Consider the following 15,591-nt stretch of genomic DNA (forward strand, 5'->3'; position numbering starts at 1 on the left):
ACTCTCCTCTTTTATTCGTGCAGCCTGACCTGCACCCGCCAACGCCCCGCGTCCTCTGCAGCGCTCCAGGTGCCGCGCAGGGGACGCGCGGCCACCAGGCTCAGCACCAGTCCCTCATCGCTACGCTGCAAACGCCAGCCCACCGGCCTTCCTTGCAGGGTCAACTGGCCACGCTGCGGTTTGCCCTCGGCCTGGAACACCAGCGCCACGGTGCCATTGACGTTCTCACCATGCAGCTTGGGCGAGGCGTTGAACAACAGGTCCAGGCCTTCATCCATGACCTGCACCTGTTCCAGCACACGCGGCTCGGGCGCCGTCAGCCGACCGATCATCAAACCGACCATCACCCCGACGATGGCCATCGACATCAATACCCGCGGCCATGCCTTCGAACGCGGGTCCGGTTCGAGGGTAGAATGCGCGTCATCTTCTTGCCTGGGGCCGTGCATGTTCCACGTCATCCTCTTTCAACCTGAAATTCCGCCGAATACCGGCAATATCATCCGCCTGTGCGCCAACAGCGGCTGCGACCTGCACCTGATCGAGCCGATCGGTTTCGAGCTGGACGACAAGCGCCTGCGCCGGGCCGGGCTGGATTACCACGAGTATGCCACGCTCAAGCGCCACGACAGCCTGGCCCAGTGCCTGGAAAGCCTCGGCCAGCCGCGCCTGTTCGCCTTCACCACCAAGGGCTCGCACCCGTTCCATGAAGTGGCCTATCAACCCGGCGATGCGTTTTTGTTCGGCCCGGAGAGTCGTGGGCTGCCCGCTGAAGTGCTCGACAGCCTGCCCGTCGAACAACGCCTGCGCCTGCCCATGCGTCCGGGGTGCCGCAGCCTTAACCTGTCCAACACGGTGGCGGTGACGGTGTATGAGGCGTGGCGCCAGCAAGGATTCGCCTGAATCGGCGTAGGTAGGGTGGCCGGCGGCGGGGCGAATCCCCGCTGCCGGCAAAGAGAAGCGTTACTCGACGATGCAGATCCAGCGGTGGTTGCAGCGGTACGGCGCGCGGGTGAAGGCGATATCGACCAGGCGTTTCAGGCCGCGTCGCTTGAGCGCCTGGGTCAGTTCGGCAAGCGTTTCTGCTTCGATAGTCATGCGGTTACCTCGTCAGATTACTGCGTACATAATTCTTGACCGAGGGGACAAACCGGGGATTCACTTTTTTACCGGGCCGATTCGACCACTGGTCCGATAAACGCAAAAGGCCGCATCCTTCAGAGGATGCGGCCTTTTCGATGCAGATGCCGACTCAGTTATCCAGCACGGCTCGTCCGGCGACGCCGCGCTTGCGATGCACCAGCAGCCCGGTGATCACCACGGCGATGCTCAACAGCGCCGTGGCGATGATCTCGATGCGGTGGTCTTCGCGCAGGGCCATCACGCCCAATACGGCGACGATGAACGCGATGGTGGCCCAGGTCAGCCCCGGGAACAGCCACATCTTGAACGAGATTTTCTCGCCCCGCGCCTCACGCTGGGCACGCATGCGCAACTGCGACACGGCGATCACCAGGTACACCAGCAGGGCGATGGCGCCAGAGCTGGCCAGCAGGAACTCGAACACCTCGGCCGGTGCAAGGAAGTTAGCGAACACGCACAGGAACGCAGCCGCAGTGGACAGCAGCACGGCCCAGTGCGGGGTGCCCGCGCGGGTGGTGCGCTGGGCGACGGCTGGGGCGTCGCCACGCTTGCTCAGCGAGAACAGCATGCGCGAAGAGGTGTACAGCGCCGAGTTCAAGCAACTGGTGACCGCGATCAGCACGACGATGTCGACGATCAGCTTGGCGTTGGGCACGCCGATCAAGCTCAGCACGGTCTGGTAGGAGCCCTTCTCGGCCAGGGCCGGATCGTTCCACGGCACCATGGCCACCACCAGGAAGATCGACACCAGGTAGAACAGGCAGATCCGCCAGATCACCGAGTTGGTGGCGCGGCTGATCTGCTTGCCCGGATCCTTCGACTCGGCGGCAGCGATGGTGACGATTTCGGTGCCCATGAACGAGAACATGGTGGTCAACATGGCCGCCAGCACCGCGCCCAGGCCGTTAGGCATGAAGCCCTGGGTGTCGAACAGGTGGCTGACACCGCTGACCTGACTGCCCGGCACCAGGCCGAACATGGCCGCGCAGCCGACCACGATGAAGGCGATGATGGCCAGCACCTTGAGCAGGGCGAACCAGAACTCGAACTCGCCGTAGTTCTTCACGCTGAACAGGTTGGTGACGGTGAGCGCCAGGGTGATGATCAACGAGAAGGCCCACAGATCGACGGCCGGGAACCAGGCATGCAGGATCGCCGCAGCGGCGTTGGCTTCCAGCGGAATCACCAGCACCCAGAACCACCAGTACAGCCAGCCGATGGTGAACCCGGCCCAGCGCCCGATGGCGCGGTCGGCGTAGGTGGAGAAGGAACCTGTGTCGGGCGACGCGACCGCCATCTCGCCGAGCATGCGCATCACCAGCACCACCAAGGTGCCCGCTGCGGCATAGGCCAGCAGTACGGCAGGACCGGCAGCGGCGATGGCGTGGCCGGAGCCGACGAACAGGCCGGCGCCGATCACGCCGGCAATGGAGAGCATGGTGACATGCCGTTGTTTGAGCCCCTGAGCGAGGTCATTGGAATTGTGCTTACCGCTCATAAAACTACCTTTGTAAGGAGTGGACCACCCGATTACTGGAACGAAGCGCGCCAAGGGTTGATTTAGACGGCTTGGCAATCGGCGCCTTGCTGCTGGCAATAACTGCGCCAGCGGTGCAGGTCATGCACATGAATCTTCTCGCTACCGCGATTGACGTGGCTTTGCCGCCCTTCGGCCAAGCAATGACCGAAGGGTCGTCGAAGCGGTCCCCGCAGTGTGCATTACTGAAATACTCACTTACAAACGCACCAAAGGTAGTCCTTAGTAACACCTTCGCACCAAAAAGACGCACCCTAGGTGCAACCCTCAGGCGCAACCCAACTCCGTCCGAGGACGGTCACTCAAGAGCCTGCCATCCACCCGCGAAGCAAAAAGCCTTTCCTCGCCAAACCAAAACTGGCACCATCGCGCCTTTTTTCATCAAGGCTCCGGCGCCGAGCGCAACGCGTTGCGGACATCCGCGCGACGTTGCACTGCAGCGATGCGACAAACTGTCCCGCCAGCGACCCGAGTCCCCTGCGTCCCGGTTGGCCGCCCCGACCCGCTATGCTAGCGTTGCGCACGCCAGGAAGGCCGCCAACAGCTGGGAACGCACCCGATCACATGAGGACCGCACATGGCCCAGGCCACGCCCGCGCTGGAAATCCGCAACCTGCACAAACGCTACGGCGACCAGGAAATTCTCAAGGGCATTTCGCTGACCGCGCGCGATGGTGACGTGATCTCGATCCTCGGATCGTCCGGCTCCGGCAAGTCCACCCTGCTGCGCTGCATCAACCTGCTGGAGAACCCGCACCAGGGCGAAATCCTGGTGGCCGGCGAAGCGCTCAAGCTCAAGGCTGATAAAACCGGTGAGCTGATCGCCGCCGACAACCGGCAGATCAACCGCCTGCGCAGCGAAATCGGCTTCGTCTTCCAGAATTTCAACCTGTGGCCGCACATGTCGATCCTCGACAACATCATCGAGGCGCCACGCCGCGTGCTCGGCCAGAGCAAGGCCGAAGCCGTGCAGGCCGCCGAGGCGCTGCTGGAGAAGGTCGGCATCTTCGACAAGCGCCACAGCTACCCGGCGCAGCTGTCCGGTGGTCAGCAGCAGCGCGCCGCCATCGCCCGTACCCTGGCCATGCAGCCGAAGGTCATCCTGTTCGATGAGCCCACCTCGGCGCTCGATCCGGAAATGGTCCAGGAAGTGCTTAACGTTATCCGCGCACTGGCCGAAGAAGGCCGTACCATGCTGCTGGTAACGCACGAGATGAACTTTGCCCGCCAGGTGTCCAGCGAAGTGGTGTTTCTGCACCAGGGCCTGGTGGAAGAGCAGGGATCGCCGCAGCAGGTCTTCGAGAACCCGACCTCGGCGCGTTGCAAGCAATTCATGTCCAGCCACCGCTAACGGAGCAACACATGCAGACCTACAAGAAATTCCTCCTGGCCGCGGCCGCCACGCTGGTGATGTCGGCCAACGCCCTGGCTGCGGAAAAACTGCGCATGGGCATCGAGGCGGCCTACCCGCCGTTCAACAATAAGGATGCCAGCGGCAACGTGGTCGGCTTCGACAAGGACATCGGCGACGCCCTGTGCGCCAAGATGAAGGTCGAATGCTCGGTCGTCACCTCCGACTGGGACGGCATCATCCCCGCCCTGAACGCCAAGAAGTTCGACTTCCTGGTGTCGTCGCTGTCGATCACCGACGAGCGCAAGCAGGCGGTGGACTTCACCAACCCGTACTACTCCAACAAGCTGCAGTTCATCGCGCCGAAGAATGTCGACTTCAAGACCGACAAAGACTCGCTCAAGGGCAAGATCATCGGCACCCAGCGCGCCACCCTGGCGGGCACCTGGCTGGAAGACACCTACGGCAGCGACATCACCATCAAGCTGTACGACACCCAGGAAAACGCCTACCTCGACCTGACCTCGGGCCGTGTCGACGCCATCCTCGCCGACAAGTACGTGCAGTACGACTGGCTGAAGAGCCCGGAAGGCCAGAACTACGAGTTCAAGGGCGAGCCGGTGGTCGACAGCGACAAGATCGGCATCGCCGTGCGCAAGGGCGATACCAAGCTGCGCGACGAGCTGAACAAGGCCCTGGCCGAAATCAAGGCCGACGGCACGTACAAGAAGATCAACGAAAAGTACTTCCCGTTCAGCATCGAATGATTCACCCCGACCGGCACCGCCTTTGCGCGGTGCCCGTCCCTTGAATGCACCCTGCCCATGAATATCGATCTGCACGGATTCGGTCCGGCCATGATGGCCGGCACCCTGATGACCGTAAAACTGGCGCTCTGTGCCCTGCTGCTGGGGCTGGTCCTCGGCCTGCTCGGCGCCTTGGCCAAGACCTCCCCGTTCAAGCCCTTGCAGTGGCTGGGCGGCACCTACTCGACCCTGGTTCGCGGCGTGCCCGAACTGCTGTGGGTCCTGTTGATCTATTTCGGCACCGTCGGGCTGATGAACAGCCTCGGCGAGGCCCTGAACATGCCGGGCCTGGAACTCAGCGCCTTTGCCGCCGGGGTGATCGCCCTGGGGCTGTGCTTCGGCGCCTATGCCACGGAAGTGTTCCGCGGCGCCATCTTGGCGATTCCCAAAGGCCATCGCGAAGCGGGCCTGGCGCTGGGACTGTCCAAAGGCCGCATCCTGTCGCGCATCATCCTGCCGCAGATGTGGCGCGTGGCCCTGCCGGGGCTGGGCAATCTGTTCATGATCCTGATGAAGGACACCGCGCTGGTGTCGGTGATCGGCCTGGAAGAAATCATGCGTCACGCGCAGATCGGCGTGACCGTGACCAAGGAGCCGTTCACCTTCTACGCCGTGGCCGCATGCATCTACCTGTGCCTGACCATCGTCGCCATGATCGGCATGCATTTCCTTGAACAACGCGCCGCTCGCGGCTTCGCGAGGGCTGCGCAATGAACTGGGAAGTGATCATCAAGTGGCTGCCGCGCCTGGCCCAGGGCGCCACGCTCACCCTCGAACTGCTGGCCATCGCCGTCATCGCCGGGCTGATCCTGGCCATCCCGCTGGGCATCGCCCGCACCTCGCGCCATTGGTACGTGCGCGCCCTGCCCTACGGCTACATCTTCTTCTTCCGTGGCACGCCGCTGCTGGTGCAACTGTTCCTGGTGTACTACGGCCTGGCGCAGTTCGACGTGGTGCGCAGCAGTTCGCTGTGGCCGTACCTGCGCGATCCGTTCTGGTGCACGGTGCTGACCATGACCCTGCACACCGCCGCCTACATCGCCGAGATCTTGCGCGGCGCCTTGCAGGCCATCCCGAAAGGTGAAATCGAGGCCGCCCGGGCGCTGGGCATGTCACGCGGCAAGGCGCTGGTCTACATCATGCTGCCGCGCGCCGCCCGTATCGGCCTGCCGGCCTACAGCAACGAAGTGATCCTGATGCTCAAGGCCAGCGCCCTGGCCAGCACCGTGACCCTGCTGGAACTGACCGGCATGGCCCGCACGATCATCGCCCGCACCTACCTGCCGGTGGAGATCTTCTTCGCCGCCGGGGTGTTTTACCTGCTGATCTCGTTCGTGCTGGTGCAAGGCTTCAAGCTGCTGGAGCGCTGGCTGCGCGTCGATGCCTGCCAAGGGCGCTGACCCCCTTCGCGGGTGAGTCGCCCCGGCGATCCACCCGCGCCCTTCCCTCACCGACGCACCGTCATGCCTCAGCCCACCTTCCTGCGCCCCGAACAACTGAGCACGCGCTTCCAGGCCCTGGACCTGTTCCTGCGCCAGCACGAACACCTCTGGAAACCCCGCCCGTTCACCGCCCTGCACCTGCCATGGGAATCCCAACACCCGGAGCTGGCCCAGTGGCTGCGCACCCGCACCCTGGATGAGGCCGAAGCCGCGCAGCAGCACCTCGAGCGACTGCCCGCCCCCGCGCCCTTCCCGCAACTGGCCCACGAGGCCGTGCAGTTGTCCGCCCTCGGCGAGCTGCCGCGCAGCGAGCTGCACGCGCCCGGCCATCGCCTGGACGTCCACGTGCCCGGCCGCAAATGGCAGCAGATCGAAGCCTTCGGCAGCCACCTCAGCTTCGGCCAACCCGCCCAGCACTGGCTCGACTGGTGCGCAGGCAAAGGCCACCTGGGCCGACGCCTGCTGCAACCTGGCCAACACCTCACCTGCCTGGAGTACGATCCAGCGCTGGTGACGGCGGGCCAGACACTCAGCGATCACCACCGACTCGCGGCCCAGCATGTGCAGCAAGACGTACTGGCCCCCGGCAGCGCCGACCATCTGCACCCGGACAGCAGCGTGGTGGCCCTGCACGCCTGTGGCGACCTGCATGTGCACCTGCTGCAACTGGCCAGCGCCCAAGGCTGCCGCCAGATCGCCGTGGCCCCGTGCTGCTACAACCGCATCCAGGCACCGCAGTATCAACCGCTGTCCCTCGCCGCCCAGGCCTCCCCGCTGCACCTGAGCCTCGACGACCTCGGCCTGCCCTTGAGCGAAACCGTCACCTCCGGCGCCCGCGCCCGTCGCCAGCGCGACCGCTCCATGGCCCGGCGCCTGGGCTTCGACCTGTTGCAGCGTCAGCAACGCCAGACCGACGACTACCTGCCGACCCCCTCGCTGCCCACGGCCTGGCTGGAAAAATCCTTCGAGACCTACTGCCGCGACCTCGCCGCCCTGCGCGATGTGCCGCTGACCGGCAACCCCGACTGGACCGCCCTGGAAGCCGCAGGCTGGCAACGCCTGGCCGAAGTGCGCAACCTCGAAGCGCTGCGCAACCTCTTCCGTCGCCCACTGGAACTCTGGCTGGTGCTCGATCGCGCGTTGTTCCTGCAGGAACAAGGCTACGACGTCAGACTCGGCGTTTTCTGCGACTACCCCCTGACGCCCCGCAATCTGCTCCTGTTAGGCGAACGAAAATAGCGGAGCAACCTGTGGATAAGTCTGTGAACAAGCTTTTGATGAATCTCTCCGTTCATCTCTAACCCGCGACGTTTTGCCTCTTTGCTTATTCCACATCGCTGATCTAACACCAGCAAAAACAGGCCTTTGCGCAAAGACCAACGGACTGTCATAAATCCTTGCCTTTCCCCCAAGCTGTGCTTCGCGCTTGTGCATAAGCCCCGCGCCTGCCGCTCACGACACCACCCCACACGCCGCGAAAAAGCGGCACAGCAGCCCCCGCCATCTCAGCCCATCCCCCGAGTCAAACAAGAACCCCATCACACCCACCACACCTCACCCTACCCACTGCCCCACGCAACCCGTTAAAATCACGCCCGCGCCCACCCACCGGCAACACCCACCTGCGCATCCGCCCACCCGGATAGCTTGATGAACGGATCTCGACTCGTGAAACAGACCACGCCCCTCACCTTCCTGGCCCTCGCCCTGGCCCTCGGCGGCTGCACGCCCAACAGCGCCTCCACCCCGAAAACCGCCAACCTCGGCTGGGAAACCCCCGCCATGCAGCTCGGCGGCGACCGCGGCCTGCCCCTGCAAGCAGACGCCCCGTGCCGCAAGCGCGGCTGCGACAATCACAAGCTGTTTTTCAACCCAGCCGAACCCGAGCCGAACGTCACCAGCATCCATCGCGGCTGGTAGGATTTTCTTCTTTCGCGGCGGTGACTTAGATGATTGCGAGCGAATTGCAAGGAAGTGGTTTACAGCAGCCCGGCGATCGCTATAATGACGCCCCTGTGCCGGTATAGCTCAGATGGTAGAGCAACTGACTTGTAATCAGTAGGTCCCGGGTTCGATTCCTGGTGCCGGCACCATATAAGGTTTCAGAGAAGGCTGTTTAAATCTCTGGAACATACGAAAAACCCGCCTTTTGGCGGGTTTTTTCGTTTTGGTGGTCCGTTGGGCTTCGAGGGCAGTCAGCGCTGGCAACGGTCTAGCCCTATGCCAAAGGTTGCCCCTAGCCCGCACCATGGCCCCGCTGATAGACACCACCTGCCGCATGGCCAAGCCCTGAGCGCGCGGGTACACGCGCTTCGACGGCAATAGCCTCTTCCAGCCCAAGCACACGCTCGGTTCAATGCCAAAAGCACGGTCATCCATCGCCGTTAAAGCAACTGCCCCACCTAATTCCAAAAAGCCATCACAGAACCCTGTGGGAGCGGGCTTGCCCCGCGATCTGCCGCAAAGCGGCAGCAAAACCTGAGTCCACTGAATCTTTGACACTATTGAATATCAGGCAAACAAGCGCTGAGCCCACCATCGCCGGACAACCTCGTCTCTCAAACTTTTCGCACAGAGCCCAAGACCCAAGCCGTGGTTAACGACCACCCCTTCGGAGGTGTTGCACTCGACTGGCATTCCAACATGGCGCCCAAATAGCTGCCCGACCACACCAAGACATCCTCCAGACCGACCACTCCATGCGGCTTCTGAATACCGTGATGAAACGCAGCACCATCGAAGCGACACTCAACATCTGTGGCTACCTGCAACGCATCCCGCTTGAAGCCAAACGGCTGAGACTGATAACGGCGCCCCCAGCTCACGACCTCAATGGCTTGATCAAGACACCATAGGTAACTCACCACCCAATCGCGACTACCAGTGCAGTTCGCATGCACCGAGGACTACAGAGGCTGCCCGCTCTTGCGCCTCATGTCGATGCTGTACCTATTCGTGCGCTCCAGCGAACCGCGCTTCGCCCGTTGGAACGAGTTCGACCTCAAGCGGGGAATCAGGGAGATCCCGATACCCGCCCGGCGCTGGATGGTGCGCTCTTTTCCACAAGAGGTACAAAGATAGCCGGGGATATCCACGTTGTACCCTTAACGCCGCAGGCAGTGGCTTTGCTTGAGCAGATCCAAGTGATCACCGGCAAGTTCGAGCTGGTGTTCGCGAGGGATGCCAAGCCGTGGAAACCGATGTCCGAGAACACAGTGAATGCCGCACTCAGGACGATGGGCTACGACACCAAGGTGGATATCTGCGGCCACGGGTTCCGCGCCATGGCTTGCAGTGCGCTGGTCGAGTCCGGACTGTGGTCGGAGACGGCTATCGAGCGGCAGATGAGTCACAAGGAACGCAACAACGCACGGGCCGCTTATACCCACAAGGCTGAGTTCCTCGAAGAGCGCCGGATGATCATGACCTGGTGTAGCCGTTTTCTGGAGGCGAACCGCGAGGACCATGTGACGCCGCATGAGTTTGCCAAGCAGACAGGCGAGAACGTCACGCGCCTACGCAGTGCCAAGAGGACCGAGTAACCCGCCGTACCACCACCTCAAACTCGCTGTGAAGTTACCCACAGCACCGCCTGAAGCTCCTCCGCGCGGGTCTTTTCAAACGGGGCTGCAAAGCCGCCCCGTTTGAAAGGACCATGCCTAAGAAAAAATCTGCTGGCACGGCGTACGTCTGTGGAAAACCACCGATGTCCACTGGGGGATAATTTTATCCACAGGCGCTAAATCCCTGAAATCGCTTTGCTTGACGAACATTGTCCACAGGACTAGACCGGGAATTGCAAACGCTGTCGATGGCAGCACCCCAGGTGACCCGAACCTTAAAGGTCACGCCGCTCCAGCGGTGGTTCTCCCCAAGGGCGATTCGCATCCGGCAGCTGGCCCGGTCACTACCCATGTGATGGATGCTATTACACATATACCGCTCGTGCGCCAGATACTCCATACCTCGCTGTCCTGCAGCAACCTATCCGCTTGGCCGACTATTGCGCCAACCTGTGCCCGTTTCTTTCTTCTGGAAAGAGACGGGCACTTCTACCACTGCTGCAACCCTGATCGCACCTGGCTTTGCGGCATTCCCCCTCGTGACAATCGGCGTGACAAACGCCGATGTCACCAGCAACAGCGCTGTAGATGATGGTGCCGCAGACCAGGGAATGGACTGCACCTGACTGACAGTCAGGCATGCCCCGGTCATCGCATTGCTGCTTGCACCTGGCTCAGGATCTCGCGGCACTGGTCTCGTCAGCCAATGCAGCCTCCACCCGCCCACCGGTAACGGTGTTCAGGAGGCCAGATCATGAGATGCCCTTGCTCCCGGACGTAAGGAGCCGCCAGTCCCGCGTTAGAGGACATCCCCACAGGTCGCAGGGGCCTTGATCCCTGATAACACTCAGCATTCTTGGCGGGATGACGTGGGGCGAGGATCGGAGATCGGAAGATGAGGTGACTGGCATGGCATTGGTGGGTAGACGCGATGGCCGCAATTTCGGTTACGGCAGACAATTGAGCTACGCAGGGCCGCAGGCGCTGAAAGCTATGTTTGACGGTGGCCATTACGGCACGGTCAAGGCGCACAGTGATCGATGGTTGGCATTCGTGAGGTGGTGCCGCTCCGAACAGGGGCCCGGCATCAATGATGCGCGGCAGATTGATCGCAAAGTGTTGGCCGACTATGCATTGGATCTGCGCGAAGTGGTTGGGCGCGGCGACATCGCCGTCAGCACCGCACAAAATCGGCTATCCAGCGTTAACAGAACCATGGCGGCGCTTCGCGGTGATCAGTGTGTGAAATTGCCAAGTCCGAGCGAGGCGTTGGGTATGAAGCGCACCGGGATTCGACTTTCAGTTCCGCAGGGCCAAGACCGCGGTCAAGTTCAGCAGATTGTCGATGTGCTTTGCCGCCAACATCAGTTCCGGGCCGCCGCGATCATTCTGTTGGCTCGAGCCACCGGGATGCGCTTGCGTGAAGCCATCTTGGCTGACCTGCCTCGCCTTTGTCATGAGGCTAACGACCTAGGCAGGGTTAATATTCAGGATGGCACCAAAGGCGGCCGTATCGGGGCATCAGCCCATCGCTGGGTTACAGTGGATGAGCATGTGCGAGTCGCACTTCGATTTGCAGAAGAGGTGTCGCCAGCAAGGAGCCGCAACTTAATTGCTAAAGGCGAAAGCTACCGGGGCATTCTGCAGAACATCGTACGCCCTGCACGAGAAATCCTTCATGCAAACGTCCTCAAGGGCTTTCATGAGCTGCGAGCGGCGTTCGCGTGCGAACGCTATGAGCTGATCACATCGCACCGCGCGCCTACTAACGGCGGTCAATGCTACCGGTTAGATCACCGGCTTGATCATCAAGCGCGAAGGCAGATCAGCTACGAACTGGGGCACAGTCGGATTGACGTAGTCGCGGCGTACATTGGTGGGCGGGCATGAGTAAGCGATTCGACATGGAGCTGTTCTTGGCTGGATTTCTGACCGGCTCGCACTCAACCCGACACGCCATCTACGCCAAGCGAAAATCATCCAGGCAGAAATCGCACAGCGCTGGCAACGAGAAACGCCATGGGGCTGGCAGAGGAAGCATGTGGCTTGGTTTCTCGAGCATCGCATGATCGACCGCAGTGCGACAACGCGGTACTACTACCTGCTGACGGTCCGGCTGCTCGCTCGACGTCTAGACACGGCATGGACCTTCAATCTGTAAGTACAGCTTACTTGTGACTGCAAGGATCGACAGCAATCAGCCACATAGATTTCTCATTATAATCAAGATGTTAGGTTGCAACCCTGATTAAAATGGCGACTTTTTTGAGCTACAGTGCGCAGTCGCCAATGACCATCCTTGGACTGAGTGATGCTGCGCTGACAACGGCACAGAGCAGCAATATGGATTTGCTGTACTCCCTGCACAAAGCGATCTGAAAATGGCATAAGGCCCTTTACGTGCCTGCAGTTGTCGAGGATGATAGCAAACTGCCAGAAAAGCCAAGGAATATGGTATGGAAAAGTTTTGGGTTGCTGCCTTAAAATACGGCGGGAGCGCTACTGTCGGAGCCTTTGTTGCTTACAGCATTTATCCCGCAATAATTTCTTCCCCTATTTTAAAAAACCTGAATAGCACTCAACTATACGGACTACTATGTCTAATCAGCGTGTTAACATTTCTTATTTGCACCCTTCTTATAAGCCTTGTGACAAAAAAGGCGCAAAGTGGCAACACAATAACAATCACTAATTCAAAGGTACGTGGAGGCATTACCGGCGGAAATCGAAGTTCCGGAAAGCCCGAATGAACAAAATAGCCATTAATAACTCGGACGTTAAAGGCCCAGTAATTGGAGGTGACCAAAATAACATTACATACGTCGTTGCAGCTGCTCCGGACCCCAGCATTATTAAAGCGGGGCTCGAGAGGATCAGTGCACTGTCAGAAAGTGACGAGGAATTTAGTGATTTTATTGAAGTCTTTAATTCCTATCTCAATGATCGAGTCGGCCGTCCAATCATCGGATTGAAGCAAAAACTTCTCAATGGAGATAGGGAAGACCTAGTTGAGGAAGCAATAGAACATAAAGATCGATTTGCAAAAATTGCAGCAAAAGCACAGCTATCACCCAGAAGACAGTACATTTACTTTTACATTCTTCAAAAGATAAAAGCAGCATTTGACGGCCAAATCCGGCCACTCATAAAAGCTGGAGCGCTTCCAGAGAATATAGATCAAACCATCTATCACAATATAGTAAACTCTATATTCTGCGAAGTAAATAGTGTCGACATATCTATCGACCAGCATTTGATTTATGGGATGCTATATTATTTAACCGGGAAATGTCACCTGGTCTGGGAGGCATGAAATGTTAATTTATCATCCCGCATACGATGCCAACCACTGCCTTTATAGATTACTGGCAATACTGCAAGCAACCATAGACTCTTCCATCACATGGGATCAGCTTAGAGTTCTAGACTATTATTACCTATTTCCGAGCCAATTAAAAAACATTCAGCCATGGCCCGCCAACATCAAAGAATTCAAAGTTAAGCTGAAGTCCATACCAGATCAGTTTGAAGACATTAACAACCCAGCTCGAGTTCTGTACGACCTTCAAGTCTTTCAGAAAACCGCAGCATTGGAATTGATTGCAAAAGAAATAATTTCGAAGACAGACTTCGAAGATGGCAAAATAAAGCTTAATTATAACTCACTTCCGGATGGCTACTTAAAGCTTGTGGAAGATGATTACTTCCTGAGAAGCGATGCTTTTGAAATTATCACAAAAGCTTTGCCTAAGGTTGATTTCAATGGAGCATCCGGGCTGAAGAAGCGCTCGGGACTAATGGAATATATTTATGACATCAAATAAATCAACATTATTTATAGATCGCTTTATTGTTATGAAATCTGGTCGTGCTGTCTATGATCAGAATTTTCATTCGGGCATAAATATAATTCGTGGCGACAATAGTATTGGCAAATCCACGATAATGGATCTACTTTTTTTGGACTAGGCGGTGATCTAAGGGAAGAGCGCTGGAACAAAGAAGCAGCTGCTTGCGACCACGTTATAACTCAGATTGAAATAAATGGTTATACGTTAACAATTTCAAGACCTATAGAACCTGCAAATAAACCGCCTATGCAGTTTTTCCCTGGCGATTACGAAAGCTCAGTTAAAAATCATACCGACTGGATTCAATACGGTGTAATTCGCACCGCCAACAAACATAGTTTTTCGCAACAGATTTTTGAGCTATTCGGCTGGCCTCATCATCAAACAGATGACAATTCAAATCTAACCATTCACCAGATACTACGCTTGATTTATGTAGATCAAGACACGCCAGTGAATAAAATTCTTAAAGCTGAGCTTGCATTCGATAAGCCGAGCATGCGCCAAGCAATCGGAGACTTCCTACTCGGGGTTGATGATCTGGGTACGTATGGGCTAAGACAGCAACTATCTAAAGCCGAGGCAGAGTTTAGCAAAATATACGGTCAGCTCGAAGCCATTTACAAATATATCTCACCTACAGAAGGGGTTCTGAGAGCTGAGCACCTTGATAAAGAAATTACAGAAGCGAACACTGAGCTATCTGAACTATTAACAGAACGACAGCAAACAGCACTGCAGCCAGATACTAACTCTAGCCCAGAAATTAAAGAGGTCGCCACCAAGGTTGCGGAGCAAATATCAACTTTGGCAAAAGAAATCGACATCAGAACCTCAAAGCGAGTTGAGTTAGTAAATGAGGTAGTCGAATCAGAGCTTTTCATCAAAGCCATTGACTTCAGACTCAAGTCCTTGCAAGAGTCGCAAGCAACCTACGATTTTTTTGGGGAGGTTAGATTTAAATTTTGCCCATGTTGCCTATCTCCTATTTCGCCCCAAAGCAATGGAGCATGCCATCTTTGCAAAACTGAAGTAGACGATGAAAAAAGAAAAAGCTCTTACCTGGCGGCACTGAATGACTTAAATTTTCAGAAGCGTGAAAGTGAATCAGTTCTAGCTGAGCTCCGGACACGATTAAAGGAGGCGGACAGATATATACAAGTAGAATCTCATCAACTTAACACCTTAAAGTCTAAGCATAAAGCTGCGCTGACGCTTAGCTCTGACAAAGTCCTGAAACTCTATACGCTTTCCTCTAGAATTGGAACACTTGAGGAACGGATAGCGAACTTAAAAAGCAAAATAAAACTTGTCTCTAGCGTCGAACAACTCATATCAACGCGTGACGAACTAAACAATAAAATATCTTACTTAAAGGATGAAATAAAAAAGAATACATACTTAACTGAAGCCAGGAAATCTAAACTAGAATCCAATTTATCTGAAAGAACGATCACACTTTTGAGGCAAGACGGAGGTTTTGAAAGCGACTTCATAGATCCTGAAAAATTCGAGTACGACTTTGGCAAAGACTTAATGCTAGTTGACGGCAGATCAAAATTCTCAGCAAGCTCTGAAACAATTATGAAAAACAGCTTCCACCTTGCGATTCTTCAGGAATCAATTTGGGACGAACAAATGAGATATCCTCGTCTATTGTTAATGGACAATATAGAGGACAAAGGAATGGGGCCGAAGCGGAGCCAAAACTTCCAAAGACTTCTAGTCCGCTCACTCGAGGGAGTTGAGCAGAAATATCAGATAATCATGACTACATCCATGATTGATCCAGGTCTAAATGAAAGTGGCTATTGCGTTGGGCCGTACTATGAAAAAGGAATGCATACGCTGCAATTATCTGGAGCATCGAACAGATAGATATCTAGGCGTTTTTATCA

Annotated in this window: 16 protein-coding genes, 1 tRNA gene and 1 pseudogene; 15 read left to right on the top strand and 3 right to left on the bottom strand. The window is 57.2% G+C overall.

Annotation, left to right across the window (positions count from 1 at the left end):
* Window positions 1-11 precede the first annotated feature (11 nt).
* The gene (locus ACK2SD_RS22785; protein ID WP_029612666.1) at window positions 12-449 is read right to left on the bottom strand and encodes a hypothetical protein; all 438 of its coding nucleotides are present in this window, start codon (window positions 447-449) and stop codon (window positions 12-14) included.
* Here ACK2SD_RS22785 and trmL point away from each other — a divergent pair.
* Window positions 448-903 (top strand): tRNA (uridine(34)/cytosine(34)/5-carboxymethylaminomethyluridine(34)-2'-O)-methyltransferase TrmL, encoded by a 456-nt coding sequence (trmL, locus tag ACK2SD_RS22790; protein WP_412460906.1) that lies wholly within the window; start codon window positions 448-450, stop codon window positions 901-903. The genes ACK2SD_RS22785 and trmL overlap by 2 nt on opposite strands.
* A 60-nt stretch (window positions 904-963) precedes the next feature.
* Here trmL and ACK2SD_RS22795 read toward each other — a convergent pair whose 3' ends face one another.
* On the bottom strand, window positions 964-1,098 hold the full coding sequence (locus ACK2SD_RS22795) for a hypothetical protein (RefSeq protein WP_275898074.1): 135 nt from the start codon (window positions 1,096-1,098) through the stop codon (window positions 964-966).
* 154 nt (window positions 1,099-1,252) lie between these two features.
* On the bottom strand, window positions 1,253-2,641 hold the full coding sequence (gene gabP / locus ACK2SD_RS22800; protein WP_029612667.1) for a GABA permease: 1,389 nt from the start codon (window positions 2,639-2,641) through the stop codon (window positions 1,253-1,255).
* Between the two features lie 616 nt (window positions 2,642-3,257).
* On the opposite strand from gabP, the gene ACK2SD_RS22805 reads away from it, so the two are divergent.
* The 14 genes and pseudogenes from ACK2SD_RS22805 (at window position 3,258) to ACK2SD_RS22870 (ending at window position 15,571) form a co-directional block, all read left to right on the top strand.
* Window positions 3,258-4,031: an ABC transporter ATP-binding protein gene (locus ACK2SD_RS22805; protein WP_039582666.1), complete on the top strand. Its 774-nt coding sequence runs from the start codon at window positions 3,258-3,260 to the stop codon at window positions 4,029-4,031.
* A gap of 11 nt (window positions 4,032-4,042) precedes the next feature.
* Window positions 4,043-4,798, top strand: a complete 756-nt coding sequence (locus ACK2SD_RS22810; RefSeq protein WP_029612669.1) for an ABC transporter substrate-binding protein — start codon at window positions 4,043-4,045, stop codon at window positions 4,796-4,798.
* 57 nt (window positions 4,799-4,855) lie between these two features.
* Entirely contained in the window at window positions 4,856-5,551 is a 696-nt protein-coding gene (locus tag ACK2SD_RS22815) for an ABC transporter permease subunit (RefSeq protein ID WP_317870331.1), read from the top strand.
* Complete coding sequence (locus ACK2SD_RS22820; protein ID WP_029612671.1) at window positions 5,548-6,237, top strand: ABC transporter permease; 690 nt, start codon at window positions 5,548-5,550, stop codon at window positions 6,235-6,237. The genes ACK2SD_RS22815 and ACK2SD_RS22820 overlap by 4 nt, the downstream gene beginning before the upstream one ends.
* Window positions 6,238-6,300: 63 nt before the next feature.
* The gene (locus ACK2SD_RS22825; protein WP_412460907.1) at window positions 6,301-7,518 is read left to right on the top strand and encodes a methyltransferase; all 1,218 of its coding nucleotides are present in this window, start codon (window positions 6,301-6,303) and stop codon (window positions 7,516-7,518) included.
* A 429-nt stretch (window positions 7,519-7,947) separates the two neighbouring features.
* Window positions 7,948-8,199, top strand: a complete 252-nt coding sequence (locus tag ACK2SD_RS22830) for a hypothetical protein (protein ID WP_039582662.1) — start codon at window positions 7,948-7,950, stop codon at window positions 8,197-8,199.
* A gap of 97 nt (window positions 8,200-8,296) precedes the next feature.
* Window positions 8,297-8,372: transfer RNA gene (locus ACK2SD_RS22835), tRNA-Thr, on the top strand.
* Between the two features lie 1,032 nt (window positions 8,373-9,404).
* Entirely contained in the window at window positions 9,405-9,821 is a 417-nt protein-coding gene (locus ACK2SD_RS22840; protein ID WP_412460908.1) for a tyrosine-type recombinase/integrase, read from the top strand.
* A gap of 930 nt (window positions 9,822-10,751) precedes the next feature.
* On the top strand, window positions 10,752-11,732 hold the full coding sequence (locus ACK2SD_RS22845) for an integrase domain-containing protein (protein WP_412460909.1): 981 nt from the start codon (window positions 10,752-10,754) through the stop codon (window positions 11,730-11,732).
* A pseudogene (locus tag ACK2SD_RS22850) lies at window positions 11,729-12,003 on the top strand (hypothetical protein). Before ACK2SD_RS22845 ends, ACK2SD_RS22850 begins: the two are co-directional and overlap by 4 nt.
* Before the next feature lie 295 nt (window positions 12,004-12,298).
* The gene (locus ACK2SD_RS22855) at window positions 12,299-12,592 is read left to right on the top strand and encodes a hypothetical protein (protein WP_412460910.1); all 294 of its coding nucleotides are present in this window, start codon (window positions 12,299-12,301) and stop codon (window positions 12,590-12,592) included.
* Entirely contained in the window at window positions 12,589-13,155 is a 567-nt protein-coding gene (locus ACK2SD_RS22860; RefSeq protein WP_412460911.1) for an ABC-three component system protein, read from the top strand. The genes ACK2SD_RS22855 and ACK2SD_RS22860 overlap by 4 nt, the downstream gene beginning before the upstream one ends.
* Before the next feature lies 1 nt (window position 13,156).
* Window positions 13,157-13,666 carry an ABC-three component system middle component 5 gene (locus ACK2SD_RS22865; protein ID WP_412460912.1) on the top strand — a complete coding sequence of 170 codons (510 nt, stop codon included), beginning with the start codon at window positions 13,157-13,159 and terminating at the stop codon, window positions 13,664-13,666.
* Window positions 13,667-13,939: 273 nt separating this feature from the next.
* The gene (locus ACK2SD_RS22870; protein ID WP_412460913.1) at window positions 13,940-15,571 is read left to right on the top strand and encodes a hypothetical protein; all 1,632 of its coding nucleotides are present in this window, start codon (window positions 13,940-13,942) and stop codon (window positions 15,569-15,571) included.
* Window positions 15,572-15,591 lie beyond the last annotated feature (20 nt).

The sequence above is a fragment of the Pseudomonas sp. SC11 genome (assembly GCF_047039205.1).
Taxonomy (GTDB): Bacteria; Pseudomonadota; Gammaproteobacteria; order Pseudomonadales; family Pseudomonadaceae; genus Aquipseudomonas; species Aquipseudomonas boreofloridensis.

Excerpts from the sequence above, each read along its gene's own strand:
- trmL (WP_412460906.1), top strand. The coding sequence starts at position 448 with ATGTTCCACGTCATCCTCTTTCAACCTGAAATTCCGCCGAATACCGGC.
- ACK2SD_RS22785 (WP_029612666.1), bottom strand. The coding sequence starts at position 449 with ATGCACGGCCCCAGGCAAGAAGATGACGCGCATTCTACCCTCGAACCG.
- ACK2SD_RS22795 (WP_275898074.1), bottom strand. The coding sequence starts at position 1,098 with ATGACTATCGAAGCAGAAACGCTTGCCGAACTGACCCAGGCGCTCAAG.
- gabP (WP_029612667.1), bottom strand. The coding sequence starts at position 2,641 with ATGAGCGGTAAGCACAATTCCAATGACCTCGCTCAGGGGCTCAAACAA.
- ACK2SD_RS22805 (WP_039582666.1), top strand. The coding sequence starts at position 3,258 with ATGGCCCAGGCCACGCCCGCGCTGGAAATCCGCAACCTGCACAAACGC.
- ACK2SD_RS22810 (WP_029612669.1), top strand. The coding sequence starts at position 4,043 with ATGCAGACCTACAAGAAATTCCTCCTGGCCGCGGCCGCCACGCTGGTG.
- ACK2SD_RS22815 (WP_317870331.1), top strand. The coding sequence starts at position 4,856 with ATGAATATCGATCTGCACGGATTCGGTCCGGCCATGATGGCCGGCACC.
- ACK2SD_RS22820 (WP_029612671.1), top strand. The coding sequence starts at position 5,548 with ATGAACTGGGAAGTGATCATCAAGTGGCTGCCGCGCCTGGCCCAGGGC.
- ACK2SD_RS22825 (WP_412460907.1), top strand. The coding sequence starts at position 6,301 with ATGCCTCAGCCCACCTTCCTGCGCCCCGAACAACTGAGCACGCGCTTC.
- ACK2SD_RS22845 (WP_412460909.1), top strand. The coding sequence starts at position 10,752 with ATGGCATTGGTGGGTAGACGCGATGGCCGCAATTTCGGTTACGGCAGA.
- ACK2SD_RS22855 (WP_412460910.1), top strand. The coding sequence starts at position 12,299 with ATGGAAAAGTTTTGGGTTGCTGCCTTAAAATACGGCGGGAGCGCTACT.
- ACK2SD_RS22860 (WP_412460911.1), top strand. The coding sequence starts at position 12,589 with ATGAACAAAATAGCCATTAATAACTCGGACGTTAAAGGCCCAGTAATT.
- ACK2SD_RS22865 (WP_412460912.1), top strand. The coding sequence starts at position 13,157 with ATGTTAATTTATCATCCCGCATACGATGCCAACCACTGCCTTTATAGA.
- ACK2SD_RS22870 (WP_412460913.1), top strand. The coding sequence starts at position 13,940 with ATGCAGTTTTTCCCTGGCGATTACGAAAGCTCAGTTAAAAATCATACC.